An 18,268-nucleotide genomic window follows, 5' to 3' on the forward strand; every position below is an offset into this window, starting at 1 on the left:
ACGCAAATGGACCGCGCTCAGTCCGCCGTTGCCGCCGGCGCTTGAGCCCTGCGCGACGGCCATAACATCGCCACGATCGTCACCGCGCCCAGCAACCAGCTGTAATGCACGTTGCCGACCAGCGCCAAGGGCGAGACCTTGCTCAACGACGCCGCCAGCAGGATCTGCGCGCCGTACGGCAACACGCCCTGGGTCACGCAGGCGAAGATGTCGAGCACGCTGGCCGCGCGCGCCGGCGGAACGCCGTGCTGCTGCGCCACGTCGCGCGCCAGACCGCCGCTGATCAGGATCGCCACGGTGTTGTTGGCGGTGAACACATCGGTAGTCGCCGACAACGCGGCGATGCTGATCTCGCCCGCGCGCCGGCTGCGATGGCCGCGCGCGAACTTGCCGATCACCTGCGCCAGCCACGCCAATCCGCCGGCCGCCTTCATCAATGCGCCCAGACCGCCGACCAGCAGCGACAGCAAGGTGATCTCGACCATGCTCTCGAAACCGTCCCAGATGTGGCTGGTGTAGGCGGCGAATCCGAAGTCCTCGGCGAAGAACACGCCGAACAGTCCGGCGATGACCAGACCGATACTCAGCACGATGATCACGTCGACGCCGGCGATGGCCAGGCCGAGCACGATCAGATACGGCACGATCAGCCACGGCGAAACCGGGTCGGGCGTCTGCACCGGCGCGGTTTCGCCGAGGAAGCCCAGCAACACCAGCGTGCCGAGCGCTGCCGGCAGCGCCAGCTTGAGGTTCTCGCGAAACTTCTCGCGCATCGTGCAGCCCTGGGTGCGGCTGGCGACGATCGCGGTGTCGGAGATCACCGACAGGTTGTCGCCGAACGTCGCGCCGCCGATCACCCCGCCCAGCACCAACGCGCGATCCAGGCCGGAAGCGTCGGACACGCCGAGCGCGATCGGCGCGACCGCGGCGATGGTGCCCATCGAAGTACCCAGCGACATCGAGATGAACCCGGCGACCAGGAATAGCGCGGGCAGCAGCAAGGCCGGATGCACGTTGCCCACGCCGAGCGAGACGATCGCATCGACCGCGCCGATCGCCTTGGACACTTCGACGAAACCGCCGGCGAGCAGAAAGATCAGGCACATCAGCACCACGTTGTGGTCGCCCATGCCGTTGAGCAGCGTCTCCAACGGCTTGATCCCGCGCCGCCAGGCGATGAACGCCGACAGCGCCAGCGCCGGCAGGATCGCCACCGGCGCGTGCAATTGATAGAAGCCCATCGCGTCGCCATGCGCGGTGAAATACAGCCCGGCGCCGAAAAACAGCGCCAGGAACAGCAGCAGCGGCGTCAGCGCGAGCCCGCTGGGGGACAGGGGCGCGCCGGGACGGGACGGTTGATTCATCGCTTCATCCGAATGGATTAATTAACTTCGCGATTGTGCAACGCAGCACACTCTGTGTCGAGTGCCGGGATGGAATGCTGTATCGGTGGCGATGTGAGCATATGGGTCGAGGCGGCCGACCCATCCATCCGGGTCGCTCCCGCAAGCCGGAGAAGCCATGGCAGGCGACGCCTGCGCCCTCACCGCCCTCACCTCAAGCCCCTCTCCCCCGGCGCGATGAGTGGCCGCTGCTTGCGAGCTATTGGCTCGCATGTCCGCGAGCACCCAAACGTCAGACGTTTGCGTCGGAGCGGGGTTGGGGTGAGGCCCATCGCCCTCATCCGGCTCTGCGAGCTCCCTTCTCCCGCAAGCGGGAGAAGGGAAAAGCAAATCGCGCTCAGATCACCACAGTGCAGCGTCCGCGGTTGTCGCAGATCGCATACAACAGCCACACCCCGCTGTCGCACTGGTAAATCCGCGAACCGCCGCCCGAGTACGACTCCGTCACCCGCTGGCCCTGATTCGCGGCCGTGCACGTGCCCGGCGCCGGGATGGCGGCGACCGTACCGGCCGCGCCCATCATCGCCAGTGCAAGCAAACCCATCGCCTTACCCTTCATCTTCCTGATCTTCATGACCTTCCTCCGATGCGAACGTTGCCGCCAGGATGGAATGCCGCCGCGCCCGGCGCCGTAGGCGCAGTCCGGGGCATCGACGACGGATTCGGACAGACGGCGGCGGCCTGCCGATTCCCGCCGCCGAGCCTAGCGCACCGCTCCGCTCGCCACGCTCGGGCAAGCGTGCGCTGCTGCGCAAAAACAAACGGGGCGCCCGAAGGCGCCCCGCTGCGAGTCTTGCGATGGCCGATGGCTCAGGCCGCGGCGCGGCCCGCGATCGCCGTGGCGAACGACATCGTATTGCCCCCGCCGCCAAGATCCGGGGTCAGCGAATCCTTGGCTTCGAGCGTGGCGATGATGGCTTCGCGCAGCTTGGTCGCCTTCTCCGGCTGGCCGAGGTGGTCGAGCATCTGCGCCGCGCCCAGCAGCAGCGCGCACGGGTTGGCGATGCCCTTGCCGGCGATGTCCGGCGCCGAGCCGTGCACGGCTTCGAAGATCGCCGCGTCGGTGCCGATGTTGGCGCCCGGGGCCAGACCCAGGCCGCCGACGAGGCCGGCGCACAGGTCGGAAATGATGTCGCCGAACAGGTTGGTGGTGACGATGATGTCGAACTGCTCCGGACGCATCACCAGCTGCATGCAGGTGTTGTCCACGATCATCTCGTTGCACTGGATGTCCGGATACCGCTGAGCCACTTCGCGCGCGGTCTTCAGGAACAGGCCCGAGGTCGACTTGAGGATGTTGGCCTTGTGCACCACCGTGACCTTCTTGCGGCCGGTCTTGCGCGCCAGGTCGAAGGCGTAGCGCACGATGCGCTCGGAGCCGCGACGGGTGATCTTCTGGGTCAGCAGCGCGGTCTCGCCGTCTTCCGACAACGACTGGCCTTCGCCGATGTAAGCGCCTTCGGTGTTCTCGCGCACCGTGATCAGGTCCACGCCCGAGGGGAAGCGCGACTTGGTGTTCGGGAACGACTTGGCCGGACGCACATTGGCGTAGAGGTCGAAGCGCTTGCGCAGTTCGACGTTGATCGAGCTGAAGCCCTCGCCGACCGGCGTGGTCAGCGGACTCTTGAGCGCGACGCGGGTCTTGCGGATCGAGTCCATGGTCGCGGCCGGCAGCAACTCGCCGTGCTTTTCCAGCGCGACCAGGCCGGCGTCGGCGAACTCGTAGGACAAGCCCAGGTTCATCGCGTCGAGCACGTGCAGGGTGGCGTCCATGATCTCCGGGCCGATGCCGTCGCCACGGATGACCGTAATGGTTTGCGTCATGAGGGAATTCTTCCAGCGTTGGGGCGGCGCGCGCCGCGGGCGCGGTACGCAAAGTGTGAGCGTTAGCCCCCTAATTATGCCGGAAGCCGCCCCGGCCTGCATTCGCGGCCGTACTGGAGGAAGGCCCAATGGCCGCGTTCAGGCCCATTGCGCCCGATTCGGCGCAGTCGCCGAACCCATCGGGTCAGCTCGGCCGCCCCAGATAGGAGCGGCGCGAGCCGCGACCGCGATACCGCGCTTGCGGCGCAACTGAGGTATCGCGGTCGCGGCTCGCGCCGCTCCTACAGGGAAGGCACCGGTTCTAGCCGTGATCGTGCCCCGCCGGGGCGGCGGCTTCGCCCTGCTCGAGCTTGTCGAGGAAGTCGACCGCGCGGCGCATGTGCGGGATCACGATCGAACCGCCGACCACCAGGCCCACCGAGAACGCTTCGAACATCTCGTCGCGGTTCACGCCGGCTTCCTTGCACTGGGCCACGTGGTAGCTGATGCAATCGTCGCAGCGCAGCACCATGGACGCGACCAGGCCCAGCAGCTCCTTGGTCTTCACGTCCAGCGCACCGGGCTGGTAGGTCTGGGTGTCGAGCGCGAAGAAACGGCGCACGACCTGGTTCGGTTCGGCCAGGATGCGTTCGTTCATGCGCTTGCGAAACGCGGTGAATTCGGCGATCCGGTCGGTTTCGGCGGGGGCGGCAGCGTCGTCGGTACGATCTTTACTCACACAGGCTCCTTCGATGGTGGGGCGCGCGTGCCGTCCATGGCGGTACTTGATCGGTCATCTCAGATCCGCCCGGCCGTCCTTGTCCGGGCGTTCGCGGACGCAGGCGGCATTGCCGCCTGAACGCGCTCGCTCAACCCGCCAGCAACGGCTCCAGGCCGCCGGCGCGGTGCAGCGCCATCATGTCGTCGTAGCCGCCGACGTGGGTTTCGCCGATGAATATCTGCGGCACGCTGGTGCGGCGGGTCGTGGCGACCATCTTCTCGCGCTCGACCGGGTCCAGATCGATGCGCACCTCGCTCCAGGTCTGGCCCTTGCTCTTGAGAAAATTCTTGGCGGCGACGCAATACGGGCAGATCGCGGTGGTATAGATCACGATCTGCGGCGTCTGGGGGGCGGTGTCGCTCAAAACGGTTCTCCTGCCGGAAACTTCGGGATGGGTTCGCGGTCGAATATGGTCGCGCGGCAGGGTAGTTTAAAGCGTGCCGGTGGAACGCAGTCCGTTGCGCGGCAATACGCCCGCGTCGGGTGGGCGATCGCCAGCGCTGGCACGATGCAGGCCGGATCGGCGACCCGTGGATTAACGGCAGGTTCACGCCGTCGATCGCACCGGGCGGCATCCTGCCAGCGTCGGCGCGGCGCCCGACCCGCGCCGCCCGCATCCATTGCCGTATCCACGGGTTCTCGTTTCAACTGCGCAGCCGTTACAACCGAGCCTTTCCAACCAAACCGTTCCAACCGAACAGGATCGACCCGGACCCTTTTTCCGCATCGGCGCGTTACAACTGAGTACCTCGCAACCCGCACCACCCACCGGACGCGTCCGCCGCGTCCGGCCCGCACCGCCCGCTCGTCCCGAGGAATTCCGCTTGCGCCGCATCGTCCTGCTCACCGCCGCTGTCACTCTCGCTCTCGGCAGCGTCTGCGCGAGCGCGCAGGAGAACAAACTGCCCGACATCGGCTCCTCGGCGGGCGAGTTGCTCACGCCGGCCAAACAGCGCGAATACGGCTCGATGATGCTGGCGCAGTTGCGCCACTACGATTACCTGCTCGAAGACCCGCTGATCGACAGCTGGCTCGACACCCTGGGCACTCGCCTGGCCGCCAACAGCGACAAGCCGCGCCAACCCTTCACCTTCTTCATGCTGCGCGAGCGGCAAATCAACGCCTTCGCCACGCTCGGCGGCTATATCGGGGTGAACTCCGGACTGGTGCTCACCGCCGAGAAGGAAGACGAAGTCGCCGCGGTGATTTCGCACGAAATCGCCCACGTCACCCAGCAGCACGTGCTGCGCGGTGTGGAGCGCGCGCAGCGCGACCAATTGCCGATTCTGCTGGCCATGCTCGGCGCGATCGTCGCCGCGCAGGCCGCCGGCGAAAACTCGCAGGACGACGCGACCATGGCCGCGATCACCTCGGGCCTGGGCCTGATGCAGCAGCGTCAGATCAACTACACCCGCTCCAACGAGTCCGAAGCCGACCGGATCGGCATCCAGACCCTGTCGCGCAGCAATTACGACACCACGGCGATGGCCGACTTCTTCCAGCGCATGCAGGTGGTCTCGCGCAGCAACGCGGCCAATTGGTACGGCGAAACGCCGGACTATCTGATGACCCATCCGGTCACCACCACCCGCATCAGCGAGGCCAAGGAACGCGCCGAACAACTGGCCAACAAGAACAGCCTCACTGCGATCACCGCCACGCCCAACGCGACCCGGGTCGAACGCATTCCCAAGGCGCCCTTCACCCTGCCGCCGAGCGCGGCCGGCACCGACAACCCGCTGCTGCCCAGCGGACTGAAACTCAACGACCAGGCGCTCACCGCCGGCGGCACCGGCGTGTTCGACTTCGCCCGCGAGCGGGTGCGGGTGCTCAGCGCCAACTCGCCGCGCGAAGCGGTGCGCGAGTACGAAAAGATGAGCGGCGACACCGACGCCCAGCGCTACGGCCAGGCCCTGGCGCGGCTGCGCGCGAACCAGTCCGGCGCGGCCATCGCCAGCCTGACCGAACTGCTGCAGAAAAACCCCGGCCAGCTGTGGCTGAGCCTGGCTTTGGGCGAAGCCGAGGCCCAGGCCGGCAAGACCGCCGCCGCCGACGCGCGCTTCGAGGCACTGTTGCGCCAGACCCCGAGCAACCGCGCGATCGCCCTGACCTATGCCAAGGTGCTGACCGACCGCAGCACCGCCGCCGCCGGGCAACGCGCCCAAGCCGTGTTGCGGCCGCTGTTCGGCGCCTACAGCGACGACCCGCTGCTGCAGCAGACCTTCGCCCGCGCCTGCGAAATCGCCGGCGACTCGATCCGCGCCGGCGAGGCCTACGCCGAAGCCGCCTACCTGCGCGGCCGCCCTGAACAGGCCCTGGTCCAGCTCAACACGCTCAAGCGCAAGCCCGACCTGGACTACTACGCCCGCGCCCGGATCGAAGCGCGCATCGCCGCGATCACCCCGACCGTGCTGGAGCTCAAGCGCCAGGGCGTGCGCGACGAAGACCTCAGGCGGCAGTAGCCGCCGGAGCGAATCCCCCGCGCCGCCGGATCGGTCGGAACGGCGCCAGCCACAAGGACGCCGGCCGCCTTTTTCAAACGAGGCAGCGCCCAAGCGCCTCGCCCTAGTCCTGCGCTCCCTCCCCCTGAACCCCGGGCTGCGTCTCGGGCCAGGGCGGATTTGCTTTTGCTCTGCGCCATTCTCCGCCCCCGATTCCACCCCAAACCGACATCGAACTGTCGCAAGCCGCTCGCCCCGGGCTTTCAAACTTGGCAAATTCTGGCGGCATCGGCACCCAGACAGTGGCTTCAAAAGGCCCATTGGGTATCCGGCTGCCATCGCCATGTAACCTCCCCGCCAAACTCGCGCGGCGGCGATAACGCTGCCAACAACGGCGAATGCGCACGCAATACCGGCTGAACCGCGCCACTGCTGGCGGCGTACGGAAACCCCTGGACTGCCTCGCGACAGCGCAAAGCCGACGATGCCGCCCGCCCCATGTCATGGAGTAGTCACAAAACGGTAGTGTACTGGCGCGGCTTCAAGGACGAACCCTTTCCGCCTCCCCCTCGGTGACCGTGTGCAGAAGCGCATCCTGATAGTTGAAGACGAGCCCGCCATCCGCGACATGGTGTCCTTCGCCCTGCGCAAGGGCGAATACGACCCCGTCCACGCCGGCGACGCCCGCGAGGCCCAGGCGGCCATCGCCGACCGCGTGCCCGACCTGATCCTGCTCGACTGGATGCTCCCGGGCACCAGCGGCCTGGAACTGGCCCGGCGCTGGCGCAAGGAATCGCTGACCCGTGAGATCCCGATCATCATGCTGACCGCGCGCGGCGAAGAGAACGACCGTGTCGGCGGCCTGGAAGCCGGAGTCGACGACTACGTGGTCAAGCCCTTCTCGGCGCGCGAGCTGCTGGCGCGCATCCGCGCCGTGCTGCGCCGCTCGCGCGAAGACGACGAAGACGGCAGTGTCGGCGTCGGCGCACTTCGCATCGACGGCGCCGCCCACCGCGTGTTCGCCCAGAGCGACGGCAGCGACCAGCCGGTACAGATCGGCCCGACCGAGTATCGCTTGCTGCATTTCTTCATGACCCATCCCGAACGCGTGTACTCGCGCACTCAATTGCTCGACCACGTCTGGGGCGGCAGCGTCTACGTCGAAGAACGTACCGTGGACGTGCACATCCGCCGCTTACGCAAGACCCTGGAACCGCATCGTCTCGACGGCATGGTCCAGACCGTGCGCGGCGCGGGCTATCGTTTTTCTGCCTCACTCGCCGCGTAAGCTGGCGGTATGCCGCCCCGCGCACGCTCCGCCTGGTTCCGCACCCTCGGTCAATTGGCCCTGATCCTGGTCGGCGCGGCCGTGCTCGGGGTTCTGGTCGACTATCCGTGGCCGATCGTCACCGCCGCCGCGCTCGGCGTGGTCGCCTGGCATTACTGGCGCCTGCGTCGGGTGCTGATCCGGCTGACCGCGCGCCAGCGCCTGACCCCGCCACTGGGTGAAGGCATCTGGAACGAACTCGACCGCCTGCTGCACCGCAGCCAGGCGGAAATGCGCGGCCGTAAGCGCCGCCTGATCGAAATGCTGCGCGCCTACCGCGCCGCCGCCGCCGCGATGCCCGACGCGATCGTCGTGGTCGAGCGCAACAGCCAGCGCATCCAGTGGTTCAACGAGGCCGCGACCGGACTGATGGGCCTGCGCTATCCGCGCGATATCGGCGCGCCGGTGGTGCAGCGCCTGCAACCGCTGCAGCTCTCGCATTGGCTGGCCTCCGGCCGCAACGCCGAGCCGATGGAATCGGCCTCGCCGTGGAATCCGGCGATCACCCTGAGCCTGCGCCTGATCCCGTACTCGGAAAACCTGTGGCTGCTGGTCGCGCGCGACGTCAGCCGCCTGCTCCAGCTCGAACAGATGCGCCGCGACTTCGTCGCCAACGTCTCGCACGAACTGCGCACGCCGCTGACCGTGGTCCACGGCTATCTGGACATGCTCGATCCGGAAGAACATCCGGACTGGGCGCCGATGCTGGCCGAAATGCAGCGCCAGTCGCAGCGCATGACCCAACTGGTCGAAGACCTGCTGACCTTGTCGCGATTGGAATCGCAGGACAGCCTGCCGGCGGAAGAAACCGTGTCGATGTCCTCGATGCTGTCTACGCTCAAGCGCGAGGCCAATGCGCTGAGCCAGGGCCGTCACGAAATCGCCATGGACGATCTGGCCGGGGTCGATCTGTTCGGATCGAACAAGGAACTGCACAGCGCGTTCTCCAACCTCGTCGGCAACGCGATCCGCTACACCCCGGCCGGCGGCACCATCCGCATCCGGTTCCGCCCCGAAAGCGCCGGCATCGCCCGCGGCGCGGTACTGGAAGTGGTCGACAGCGGCTACGGCATTCCGGCCGCTCATCTGCCGCGCATCACCGAACGCTTCTATCGCGTGTCCACCAGCCGTTCGCGCGAGAGCGGCGGCACCGGCCTGGGCCTGTCGATCGTCAAGCACGTCCTGCATCTGCACGGCGCGCGCCTGGAAATCGCCAGCGAAGTCGGCCGCGGCAGCACCTTCGCCTGCCACTTCGGCGTCGATCGCATCCGCCGCCGCGACGCCTACAACGAATCGTTCGATGCGCTGACCGATGCGCCGCATCACGCACAAGCGCCGCGAGATTTGCAACACTCATCCGATTGACCACCAGGATCGAAGCAGCAGCGCCATGAATGCGATGACGGAAACCTCGATCGACACCGACCCGCTGCGCGACAGTTCGCTGTACTTCAATCGCGAACTCTCGCAGCTCGACTTCAATTTCCGCGTGCTGGCACAGGCCCAGGATCCGCAGGTGCCGCTGCTGGAGCGGTTGAAGTACCTGTGCATCTCCTGCACCAACCTCGACGAGTTCTTCGAAATCCGCGCCGGCACCTTGCGCCACGCGCAGGATCTGGGCCTGGCGCCCGGTCCCGACGGCCTGGCGCCGCAGACCGTGCTCTCGCGCATCCACGACCGCGCCGCCGAGCTGGTCAAGTCGCAGTACGAATGCTGGAACGACGTGCTGCGCCCGACGCTGGAGGAAGCGGGCGTGCGCGTGCTCGGCCGCAACTCGTGGAACGCGCGTCAGACCCGCTGGCTGCGCGCCTACTTCCGCGACGAGATCATGCCGGTGCTCTCGCCGCTCGGGCTCGATCCCGCGCACCCGTTCCCGAAGATCCTCAACAAATCGCTCAACATCGTGGTCGTGCTCAAGGGCAAGGACGCATTCGGCCGCGCCGGCAACCTGGCCATCGTGCGCGCGCCGCGCTCGCTGCCGCGCATCATCCAGATGCCCGAGAACGTCTCCGGCGGCAAGCACGATTTCGTGTTCCTGTCCTCGGTGCTGTCGGCCTTCGTCGACGAGCTGTTCCCGGGCATGGAGGTCAAGGGCGCGTATCAGTTCCGCGTGACCCGCAACTCCGAACTGCTGGTCGACGAGGAAGAAGTCGACAACATCGCCCTGGCGTTGCGCGACGAACTGATCGGCCGCGGCTACCTGCGCGCGGTGCGGCTGGAAATCGCCGAGCAATGCCCCAAGCCGATCGTGCGCACCCTGCTGGAGAATTTCGATCTGCCCGAGAACGCGGTCTACCGCATCAACGGGCCGGTGAATCTGAACCGCGTGATCCAGGTCTACGATCTGGTCCAGCGCCCGGAACTGAAATTCCCGGCTTACCAGCAGCGCGTAGCGCCGGGCATCGACACCATCTTCGACACCGTCGCCGACGGCGACATGCTGCTGCACCACCCCTTCGACTCGTTCGCGCCGGTGCTGGAGCTGATCCGCCAGGCCGCCGAAGACCCGAACGTGCTGGCGATCAAGCAGACTCTGTACCGCGCAGGCAAGGATTCGCCGATCGTCGAGCAGTTGGTGCAAGCCGCGCGCAACGGCAAGGACGTGACCGTAGTGGTCGAGTTGCGCGCGCGCTTCGACGAAGAAGCCAACCTGGGCCTGGCCGACCGATTGCAGGAGGCCGGCGTGCAGGTGGTGTACGGCGTGGTCGGCTACAAGACCCACGCCAAGATGCTGCTGATCGTGCGTCGCGAAGGCCGCAAGCTCAAACGCTACGTGCATCTGGGCACCGGCAACTACCACAGCGGCACCGCGCGCGCCTATACCGACTTCGGCCTGATCACCGCCGATCCGGACATCGGCAACGACGTGCATCTGATCTTCCAGCAACTCTCGGGCCTGGCGCCGTCGCTCAAGCTCAAGTGCCTGCTGCAGTCGCCGTTCACCCTGCACGCCGGCGTGCTCAAGCGCATCGACCGCGAGACCAAGCACGCACGCGCCGGCAAGCCCGCGCGCATCGTCGCCAAGATGAACGCACTCAACGAGCCGCAGGTGATCCGTGCGCTGTATCAGGCTTCGCAGGCCGGCGTGCAGATCGACTTGATCGTGCGCGGCGCGTGCACCTTGCGCCCGGGCGTGGAAGGCATTTCGGACAATATCCGTGTGCGTTCCATCGTCGGCCGGTTTCTGGAGCATCACCGCGTCTATTGGTTCGCCAACGACGGCGCGCCGGACCTGTTCTGCTCCAGCGCCGATTGGCTGGAACGCAATCTGCTGCGGCGCGTGGAGACCGGTTTCCCGATCCTGGATTCGGACCTGCGCGGCCGCGTCTACGAAGAAGCGCTGGCCAATTACCTGGCCGACAACCTCAATTCCTGGGAGCTGCAAGCCAGCGGCGAATACCTGCGGATGAGCCCGGCCGAGGGCGCCATGCCGCACTCGGCCCAGTCCACACTGTTGGCCAAATTATGCGGATGACCCCAAACTTCCGCGCATGACCAATATTTTCCCGACCACCCGCCTGCCGCTCCAGGACGGCGACCTGCTCGCCGCGGTCGACCTGGGCTCGAACAGTTTCCACATGGTGGTCGCGCGTTACGTGCTGGGCCAGTTGCGCACGGTAGACCGCCTGCGCGAAACCGTGCGCATGGCCGAAGGCCTGGACCGCAAGGGCGGGCTGGCGCCGGAGGTCCGTCAGCGCGCATTGGATTGCCTGTCGCGCTTCGGCCAGCGCATCCGCGACGTGCCGCCGCAGCGGGTGCGCGCGATCGCGACCAACACCGTGCGCCGCCTGGCCGCGCCGCAAGCGTTCCTGATGCCGGCCGAATCGGCCTTGGGCCATGCCATCGAAGTGGTCTCCGGCCGCGAAGAAGCCCGCCTGATCTATCTGGGCATCGCCCACGCACAGCCGTCCAAACCCGGCGAGCGGCGGCTGGTCATCGACATCGGCGGCGGCTCCACCGAATGCATCATCGGCTCGGGCTTCGAGGCGATCGAGCGCGAGAGCCTGCAGGTCGGCTGCATCGCCACCACCCGCCGGTTCTTCGAGAACGGCAAGCTGTCGAAAAAGAAATGGCGCGACGCGCTGACCGAGGTCTCGGCCGAGTTCCAGCAGTTCGCCGGCACCTACCGCTCGCTGGGCTGGCAAGAGGCGCTGGGCTCGTCGGGCACCAATAAAGCCATCGGCGAGATCTGCGCGGCGATGAAGCTGACCAAGGGCGCGGTGACCGCCGAGGCCCTGCCGCTTCTGCGCGATCGCCTCTTGCAGTCAGAGCGCATCGAGACCATCGACCTGCCCGGCTTGTCGGCCGACCGCCGTCCGGTGATCGCCGGCGGCATCCTGATCCTGGAAGCGGCCTTCAACGTACTCGGCCTGCAGCGCCTGGCCATCAGCAAGGCGGCGATGCGCGAAGGCGTGCTCTACGACATGCTCGGCCGCGGCGGCGCCGACGATCCGCGCGATGCGGCGGTCAGGGCGCTGGTCAAGCGTTACGGCATCGACGAGCAGCAATCGGCGCGGGTCGAAGCGACCATGCTGCGTCTGTTCGACCAGGTCGCCAAGAACTGGCACCTGGACGCCGACGACCGACTGATGCTGATCCGCGCCGCGCGCCTGCACGAGCTCGGCCTGGTGATCGCGCACAGCCAGTACCACGTGCACAGCTCCTACGTGATCGAGAACTCGGACATCTCCGGCTTCTCGCGCCAGCAACAGCAATTCCTGGCCACGCTGGTGCGCACCCACCGCCGCGGCATTCCCAAGAACGCCTTCGACGCCCTGCCCGACCGATTGCTGGCCGCGGTACGGCGCAGCTCGGCGCTGCTGCGCCTGGCGGTGCTGCTGCACCGCGCGCACGAATCCGACCCGATCCCGCAGCTCGACGCGCACGCCGACGGCAACACGCTCACCCTGACCGTATCCAAGCGTTGGCTGGAATCGCGGCCGTTGGTGCGCGCGGATCTGGAAGGCGAGCCGCAGGATATGGTGGGGCTGGGGATTGCGTTAAAGTTGCTGGCGGCTTGAGTTTCAAGCCACACCGACTCTCACGCTGTTTCCGCTGTCAGCGCCCCAACCAGAACGTCATTCCCGCGAACGCGGGAATGACGACCGAAGCGCACTGACATCGAGATTTCGAATCTGTCGCCGTCGCGCATTCGCGACGCTCACCCGCTGCCTTGAGCCGCCGCAATCCGCTCGATCATCTTTTCGCGCATCACGAACTTCTGCGCCTTGCCGCTGATCGTCATCGGCAGGCTGTCGACGAACTCGATGTAACGCGGAATCTTGTACTGGGCGATACGCCCCTGGCAAAACGCGCGCACGCCCTCGGCGTCGAGCGCGGCGCCTTCGGCCAAGCGAATCCAGGCGCACACTTCCTCGCCGAATTTCGCATCGGGCACGCCGAACACCTGCACGTCGGCGATGGCAGGGTGGGCGTAGAGGAATTCTTCGATCTCACGCGGGTACACGTTCTCGCCGCCGCGGATCAGCATGTCCTTCAAGCGGCCGACGATATGGCAGTAACCGTCGGCATCGATGACGGCCTGGTCGCCGGTATGCATCCAGCCGTCGGCGTCGATCGCTTCGGCGGTGCGCTTGGGGTCGCCCCAGTAGCCCTGCATCACCGAATAGCCGCGGGTCAGCAGCTCGCCGATTTCGCCGCGCGCCACGCTGCCGCCGTGCTCGTCGACGATGCGGACTTCCACGTGCGGATGCACGCGGCCGACCGAATCCACGCGTCGCGCCAACGGGTCGTCCGGCACGGTCTGGAAACTGACCGGGCTGGTCTCGGTCATGCCGTAGGCGATGGTCACCTGCTCCATGTGCATGCGCCCGACCACCTGCTTCATCACTTCGATCGGGCAGTTCGAGCCGGCCATGATCCCGGTGCGCAGGCTCGACAGGTCGAACTCGCCGAAACGCGGGTGCTCCAGTTCGCCGATGAACATCGTCGGCACGCCGTGCAGGCCGGTACAGCGTTCCTCGGCGACGGTCTGCAGCGTGACCAGCGGGTCGAAGCCTTCGCCGGGAATCACCATGCAGGCGCCGTGGGTGACGCAGGCCATATTGCCTAGGACCATGCCGAAGCAATGGTAGAACGGCACCGGAATGCACAAGCGATCGCGCTCGCTCAGGCGCATCGCCTCGCCGACGAAGAAGCCGTTGTTGACGATGTTGCGATGGGTCAAGGTCGCGCCCTTCGGCGCGCCGGTGGTGCCGGAAGTGAATTGGATATTGACCGCGTCGTCGGCGAACAACTGCGTGGCTACTTGCCGCAACAGCGCATGCGCGCCGGCGTCGTCGCACGCGGCGATCGCGTCGAACGCGTGCGTCCCCGCGGGCGGTTCGCCCGACCCCATCGCCAGCACATGGCGCAGGTCCGGCAAACGGCGCGATCGCAGCAGACCGGGCGGATGCCGATCCAACTCCGGCGCCAGTTCGCGCAGCATTTCCAGGTAATGCGAGGTCTTGAACGAGGGCACGATCGCCAGGGCCCGGCACGCGACCAGGTTCAAGGCGTATTCCAACTCGTGCGTGCGGTAGGCCGGATTGATGTTGACCAGGATCAGGCCGGCGCGCGCAGTGGCGAACTGCAGCAGCACCCATTCGACCCGGTTGAGCGACCACACGCCGATGCGATCGCCCGGGGCGAGGCCGAGCTTGAGCAAGCCGGCGGCCAGACGGGTAACGGCGGTATCGAAACGCTTCCAACTCAGCCGCACGCCTTGCGGCGGCACCACCAGCGCCTCGCGCTCGGGCCAGGTCGCGGCGATGCGCGCGAGCATCGCGCCGATGGTTTCGTCCAGCAGCGGCGGCGAGGCGACGCCGACGACGTGGCTCAGTGCAGGATCGGGTGCGGTGCTCATGGCGCTAGCATATCCGCAGGCCGCCGCCTCGATTCGCAGCACGCGTCGCAGCCGCGGAGCCGAATTCGTGACTCAGTTGGAAGACCGCTGCGCCGCCTCGATTCGCAACTGCTTGGCCCGCACCAGCACCGGCGGCGGGTTGATTTCCTCGGGGATACGGAAGATGCCGATCTTGCGCAGCCACTGCCCCGGCGCCTTGGCCGAGGTGAAGGCGACCACCGGGATCGAAATCACCAGGCCCAGGATCACCGGCGACATCCACGCCGCCAGCGGCGGCGAGATCGCATAGGCCATCGCGCCGATCAGCATGCCAAACAAGGTCAGGCCGCCGTAGCTGCGGATCAGCCCCGACAGCGGCAGGCTGCCGTCGTCGCGGCGCTGCGATTCCCAACCCGAGTCCTTGCCGGCCAGCACTTCGGCCACGCCGCGCGATTGCACGTACATGGTGATCGGCGCCATCAACGCTGCCAGCAGGGTTTCGAAGATCATGCTGAAGCAGGCGCGGATCGCGCCGCCGCAACCGCGCCGGGTCTCGCGGTCGGTGAGCATCGCCAGGAACGCCATGAATTTCGGCGCCAGCAACACCGCCATGGTCGCAACGAACACCCACAGCACGCGGTCGGGATCCTGATCGCGCCAGTAGGCGCTGGGCGAGAAACCCGGCAGGCGGACGCTCTGCCAACTGAAGTAATCCATGCGATCCAATGGAATGATCAGGCCGACCAACATCAGCATCGCCCACATCGGCGCGGTGAAGTAATGGCCGATGCCCATGGCCATGTGCATGCGGCTGATCCAGTGCAGGCCCTTTGCCGAGACCACCGCGCCGTGCTGCAGATTGCCCTGGCACCAGCGGCGGTCGCGCACCAGCATGTCGGTCAACGAAGGCGGGCCTTCCTCATAGCTGCCGACCAGGCCCGGCACCATGTGCAGCGCCCAGCCGCCGCGGCGCATGAAAGCGGCCTCGACGAAATCGTGGCTGAGCACGGTGCCGCCGAACGGCTTGTAGCCGCGCAGTTCCGGCAGGCCGGCGTGATCGGCGAAGGCCTGGGTGCGGATGATCGCGTTATGGCCCCAGTAGTTGCTTTCAGCGCCGTGCCACCAGGCGATGCCGTAGGCGATCACCGGCCCGTACACGCGGCCGGCGAACTGCTGCATGCGCGCGAACAAGGTCTGGCCATTGACGATCATCGGCAAGGTCTGGATCAGGCCGACGTCGGCGTTGCGTTCCATCGCGCCGGACAACTTCACGATGACCTCGCCGGTCATCAGGCTGTCGGCGTCGAGGATCAGCATCTGCGGATAAGCCGCGCCGAACCGGCGCACCCACTCGGAAATATTGCCGGCCTTGCGCTCGGCGTTGTTCTTGCGACGGCGATAGAAGATCCGCTCATGCCCGCCGGTGCGTTCGCGCAATGAATTGAACGCGCGGATTTCCGCCTGCCGGACCGGCTCCTTGGTGGTGTCGCTGAGAATGAAGAAATCGAACTTGTCGATCTGGCCGGTGGCCACCACCGATTCGTAGATCGCCTGCAGGCCGGCCATCAGCCGCTCGGGATCTTCGTTGTAGGTCGGCATCAGCAACGCGGTGCGCTGGCCCAGTTCGGGCAGCTCGCCGCCCTGCTTGAGGCCGAAGCGCCAGCGCCGCCGCGACAGGATCAGGAAGAAGCCGGCCAGCGAGCTGGCGAAGGCCAGCGCGATCCAGGCGAACAACGGCACGAACAGCATCAGCAGCACCGCTTCGAGCACGCTCAAGCCGCCGACGTAAAGCACGCGCAGGATGTGATACGCCGCGGTCAGGGTCAGCAGCGCGGCTCCGCCGATCACGTAGAAGCGGCGCCAGCCCATCGCGGTCGGCGCGCTGGGCAGCCGAAGTTTCGGGCGCTCGCCGACCTTCAGCGACTGCACCGGCATCGCCATCGGCGACTCCGGGGGCAGCGCCTCGTAGGGCACGGAAACGGTTCGTTGCGGGGGAGCGACAGTTGCGTTCATTCGGTCCAACGATAAAGCCAGGTTTCGGAAAGGGGGCCGTCGCCGTCCTCGAGTACGGCGCGCAACTCGACCACGCGCGCATCAGAGGGCTGCAATTCGAACGACAGGCGCCAGCCGCCGGTGCCGGGATTGGCATGGGCCACCGCGTTGACCACTCGGCCCGCCGAGGCCCAGACCACCGCGCGCGGCTGCGCCTGATCGGACAGTGTGCCCAATCGGCCGCCGTCCAGGTCGATCACCACCAGCCGCGCGCCGTCGCCGCCGGCGCCGATGCGGGTGCGCGCCACCGTCGCCAGTTCGGCGCGCCAGGCATGCTTGGGGCACCAGTGCAGACGATAGTCGTAACGATGCTCGCGACCGGCCGCCAGCGGCGCGCGCGGACGCCAGAAGGCGACGATGTTGTCGTTGTACTCGTCGCGGGTCGGGATTTCGACCAAATGCACCGCACCCTCGCCCCAATCGCCGAGCGGTTCCACCCAGGCGCTCGGACGGCGCTCGTAATGCGCTTCGCTGTCGGCGTAATCGGCGAACGCGCGCTTGCGCTGCATCAACCCGAATGCGCGCGGCTTGCGATCCTGAAACGCGCTTTCCTGCAGCGCGGCCGGATTGTTGAGCGGGCGCCAGATCTGTTCGCCGGCGCCGTTGTGCAGGGCCAGGCCGTCGGAGTCGTGCACGGCCGGACGGAAATCGTCGATGCCGACCCGATCGGTGGCGTCGAAGTGATACATGCTGGTCAGCGGCGCGATGCCCACGCGCGTCAAAGCCACACGCGGATACAAGCGCACTTGCGTGTCGAACACCGTTTCCGCGCCCGGAGTGATCACGAAGCGCAAGGCGCCGGCCACGCTGGGGCTGTCGAGCAAGGCATGGACGACGATCTGCTTCGCGCTGGACGCGGGCTGTTCGATCCAGAACGCGGTGAACGCCGGAAACTCCTCGTCGTCGCCCGCACCGGTGTTCAGCGCCAGGCCGCGCGCGGACAGGCCGTAGAGCAGGTTCTTGGCGACCGCGCGGAAATAGCTCGCGCCCAGAAACGCGCAGACCTCATCGAAGTAGTCGCCGCGATTGATCGGCGCATGCACGCGGAAACCGGCGAAGCCCAGATCGTCCTGCGACGGCTTGGGCGCCTGACCGAAGCTGAACATCTTCGGTGTATACACCACCGGCGTGGCCACGCCGCCGCGCACCACGTGCAAGTCGACGCGTTGCTTGAACAAGAACGCGCGGTGGAAGAATTGCAGTTGGAACGGCAGGCGTTCGGATTTCCACCAGGCCTGGGCCGGGTCGAAGCGGATATCGCGCCAGGTGTCGTACTTGATCCGCGCCAGGGCCTCGGGCAGATCCGCGCCGGCCGGCCGATACGGCTTGGCCGCGAGCGCGCGCGCCAGCGCCGGCACGGTGTCGGGCCCGAAGACTTGTCCCGCGGCCGACGCCCACCCCGGCCAAGCGCCGCCGACGGCCGCCGCGGCCAACGGCAGGCTCAGGGCCTTGAGTAATTCGCGTCGCTGCAAACCCACACCTTCGGATTGGATAAACCGGGCGATTGTAGGGATCGGCTTGTTAACACTCCGGAACACGCGCACGCCGCGACGCTCTTGACTCGCCAGCGTCGACGCGGTTTTCACCGCGAATGCGTGACCGGATCGAATGAAAACG

General features: G+C 66.9%; 14 protein-coding genes. 6 read left to right on the forward strand and 8 right to left on the reverse strand.

Annotated features, from left to right (window positions below):
- Positions 1 to 17: 17 nt before the first annotated feature.
- The 5 genes from ACTOWJ_RS01520 to grxC form a co-directional block, all read right to left on the reverse strand.
- Positions 18 to 1,364 carry a Na+/H+ antiporter NhaC family protein gene (locus ACTOWJ_RS01520; protein ID WP_441332806.1) on the reverse strand — a complete coding sequence of 449 codons (1,347 nt, stop codon included), beginning with the start codon at positions 1,362 to 1,364 and terminating at the stop codon, positions 18 to 20.
- A gap of 376 nt (positions 1,365 to 1,740) precedes the next feature.
- Positions 1,741 to 1,977, reverse strand: a complete 237-nt coding sequence (locus ACTOWJ_RS01525; RefSeq protein ID WP_441332807.1) for a hypothetical protein — start codon at positions 1,975 to 1,977, stop codon at positions 1,741 to 1,743.
- Between the two features lie 236 nt (positions 1,978 to 2,213).
- Positions 2,214 to 3,227 carry an isocitrate dehydrogenase gene (locus ACTOWJ_RS01530; RefSeq protein ID WP_441332808.1) on the reverse strand — a complete coding sequence of 338 codons (1,014 nt, stop codon included), beginning with the start codon at positions 3,225 to 3,227 and terminating at the stop codon, positions 2,214 to 2,216.
- Between the two features lie 301 nt (positions 3,228 to 3,528).
- The gene (locus tag ACTOWJ_RS01535; protein ID WP_441333071.1) at positions 3,529 to 3,864 is read right to left on the reverse strand and encodes a carboxymuconolactone decarboxylase family protein; all 336 of its coding nucleotides are present in this window, start codon (positions 3,862 to 3,864) and stop codon (positions 3,529 to 3,531) included.
- A gap of 211 nt (positions 3,865 to 4,075) precedes the next feature.
- Complete coding sequence (grxC, locus tag ACTOWJ_RS01540; protein ID WP_441332809.1) at positions 4,076 to 4,351, reverse strand: glutaredoxin 3; 276 nt, start codon at positions 4,349 to 4,351, stop codon at positions 4,076 to 4,078.
- Between the two features lie 119 nt (positions 4,352 to 4,470).
- On the opposite strand from grxC, the gene ACTOWJ_RS01545 reads away from it, so the two are divergent.
- From ACTOWJ_RS01545 to ppx, 6 genes are all read left to right on the forward strand, one after another.
- Positions 4,471 to 4,731 carry a hypothetical protein gene (locus ACTOWJ_RS01545; RefSeq protein WP_441332810.1) on the forward strand — a complete coding sequence of 87 codons (261 nt, stop codon included), beginning with the start codon at positions 4,471 to 4,473 and terminating at the stop codon, positions 4,729 to 4,731.
- 80 nt (positions 4,732 to 4,811) lie between these two features.
- Entirely contained in the window at positions 4,812 to 6,449 is a 1,638-nt protein-coding gene (locus ACTOWJ_RS01550; protein WP_441332811.1) for a M48 family metalloprotease, read from the forward strand.
- A gap of 559 nt (positions 6,450 to 7,008) precedes the next feature.
- Complete coding sequence (gene phoB / locus ACTOWJ_RS01555) at positions 7,009 to 7,716, forward strand: phosphate regulon transcriptional regulator PhoB (protein WP_441332812.1); 708 nt, start codon at positions 7,009 to 7,011, stop codon at positions 7,714 to 7,716.
- Between the two features lie 9 nt (positions 7,717 to 7,725).
- Positions 7,726 to 9,120 (forward strand): phosphate regulon sensor histidine kinase PhoR, encoded by a 1,395-nt coding sequence (gene phoR / locus ACTOWJ_RS01560; protein WP_441332813.1) that lies wholly within the window; start codon positions 7,726 to 7,728, stop codon positions 9,118 to 9,120.
- Between the two features lie 25 nt (positions 9,121 to 9,145).
- Complete coding sequence (gene ppk1 / locus ACTOWJ_RS01565) at positions 9,146 to 11,230, forward strand: polyphosphate kinase 1 (protein ID WP_441332814.1); 2,085 nt, start codon at positions 9,146 to 9,148, stop codon at positions 11,228 to 11,230.
- A 16-nt stretch (positions 11,231 to 11,246) separates the two neighbouring features.
- Entirely contained in the window at positions 11,247 to 12,776 is a 1,530-nt protein-coding gene (ppx, locus tag ACTOWJ_RS01570; protein ID WP_441332815.1) for an exopolyphosphatase, read from the forward strand.
- A 140-nt stretch (positions 12,777 to 12,916) separates the two neighbouring features.
- Here the strand turns inward: ppx and ACTOWJ_RS01575 are convergent, their stop codons facing one another.
- The 3 genes from ACTOWJ_RS01575 to ACTOWJ_RS01585 all read right to left on the reverse strand — a co-directional run bounded on the left by ACTOWJ_RS01575 (position 12,917) and on the right by ACTOWJ_RS01585 (position 18,123).
- On the reverse strand, positions 12,917 to 14,620 hold the full coding sequence (locus tag ACTOWJ_RS01575) for an AMP-binding protein (protein WP_441332816.1): 1,704 nt from the start codon (positions 14,618 to 14,620) through the stop codon (positions 12,917 to 12,919).
- A gap of 72 nt (positions 14,621 to 14,692) precedes the next feature.
- Complete coding sequence (gene mdoH, locus ACTOWJ_RS01580) at positions 14,693 to 16,612, reverse strand: glucans biosynthesis glucosyltransferase MdoH (RefSeq protein WP_441332817.1); 1,920 nt, start codon at positions 16,610 to 16,612, stop codon at positions 14,693 to 14,695.
- Complete coding sequence (locus ACTOWJ_RS01585) at positions 16,609 to 18,123, reverse strand: glucan biosynthesis protein (protein WP_441332818.1); 1,515 nt, start codon at positions 18,121 to 18,123, stop codon at positions 16,609 to 16,611. Before ACTOWJ_RS01585 ends, mdoH begins: the two co-directional genes overlap by 4 nt.
- Positions 18,124 to 18,268: the final 145 nt, after the last annotated feature.

Origin of the sequence: Lysobacter sp. CA199, from assembly GCF_052078715.1 — a bacterium.
Lineage (GTDB): Bacteria > Pseudomonadota > Gammaproteobacteria > Xanthomonadales > Xanthomonadaceae > Lysobacter.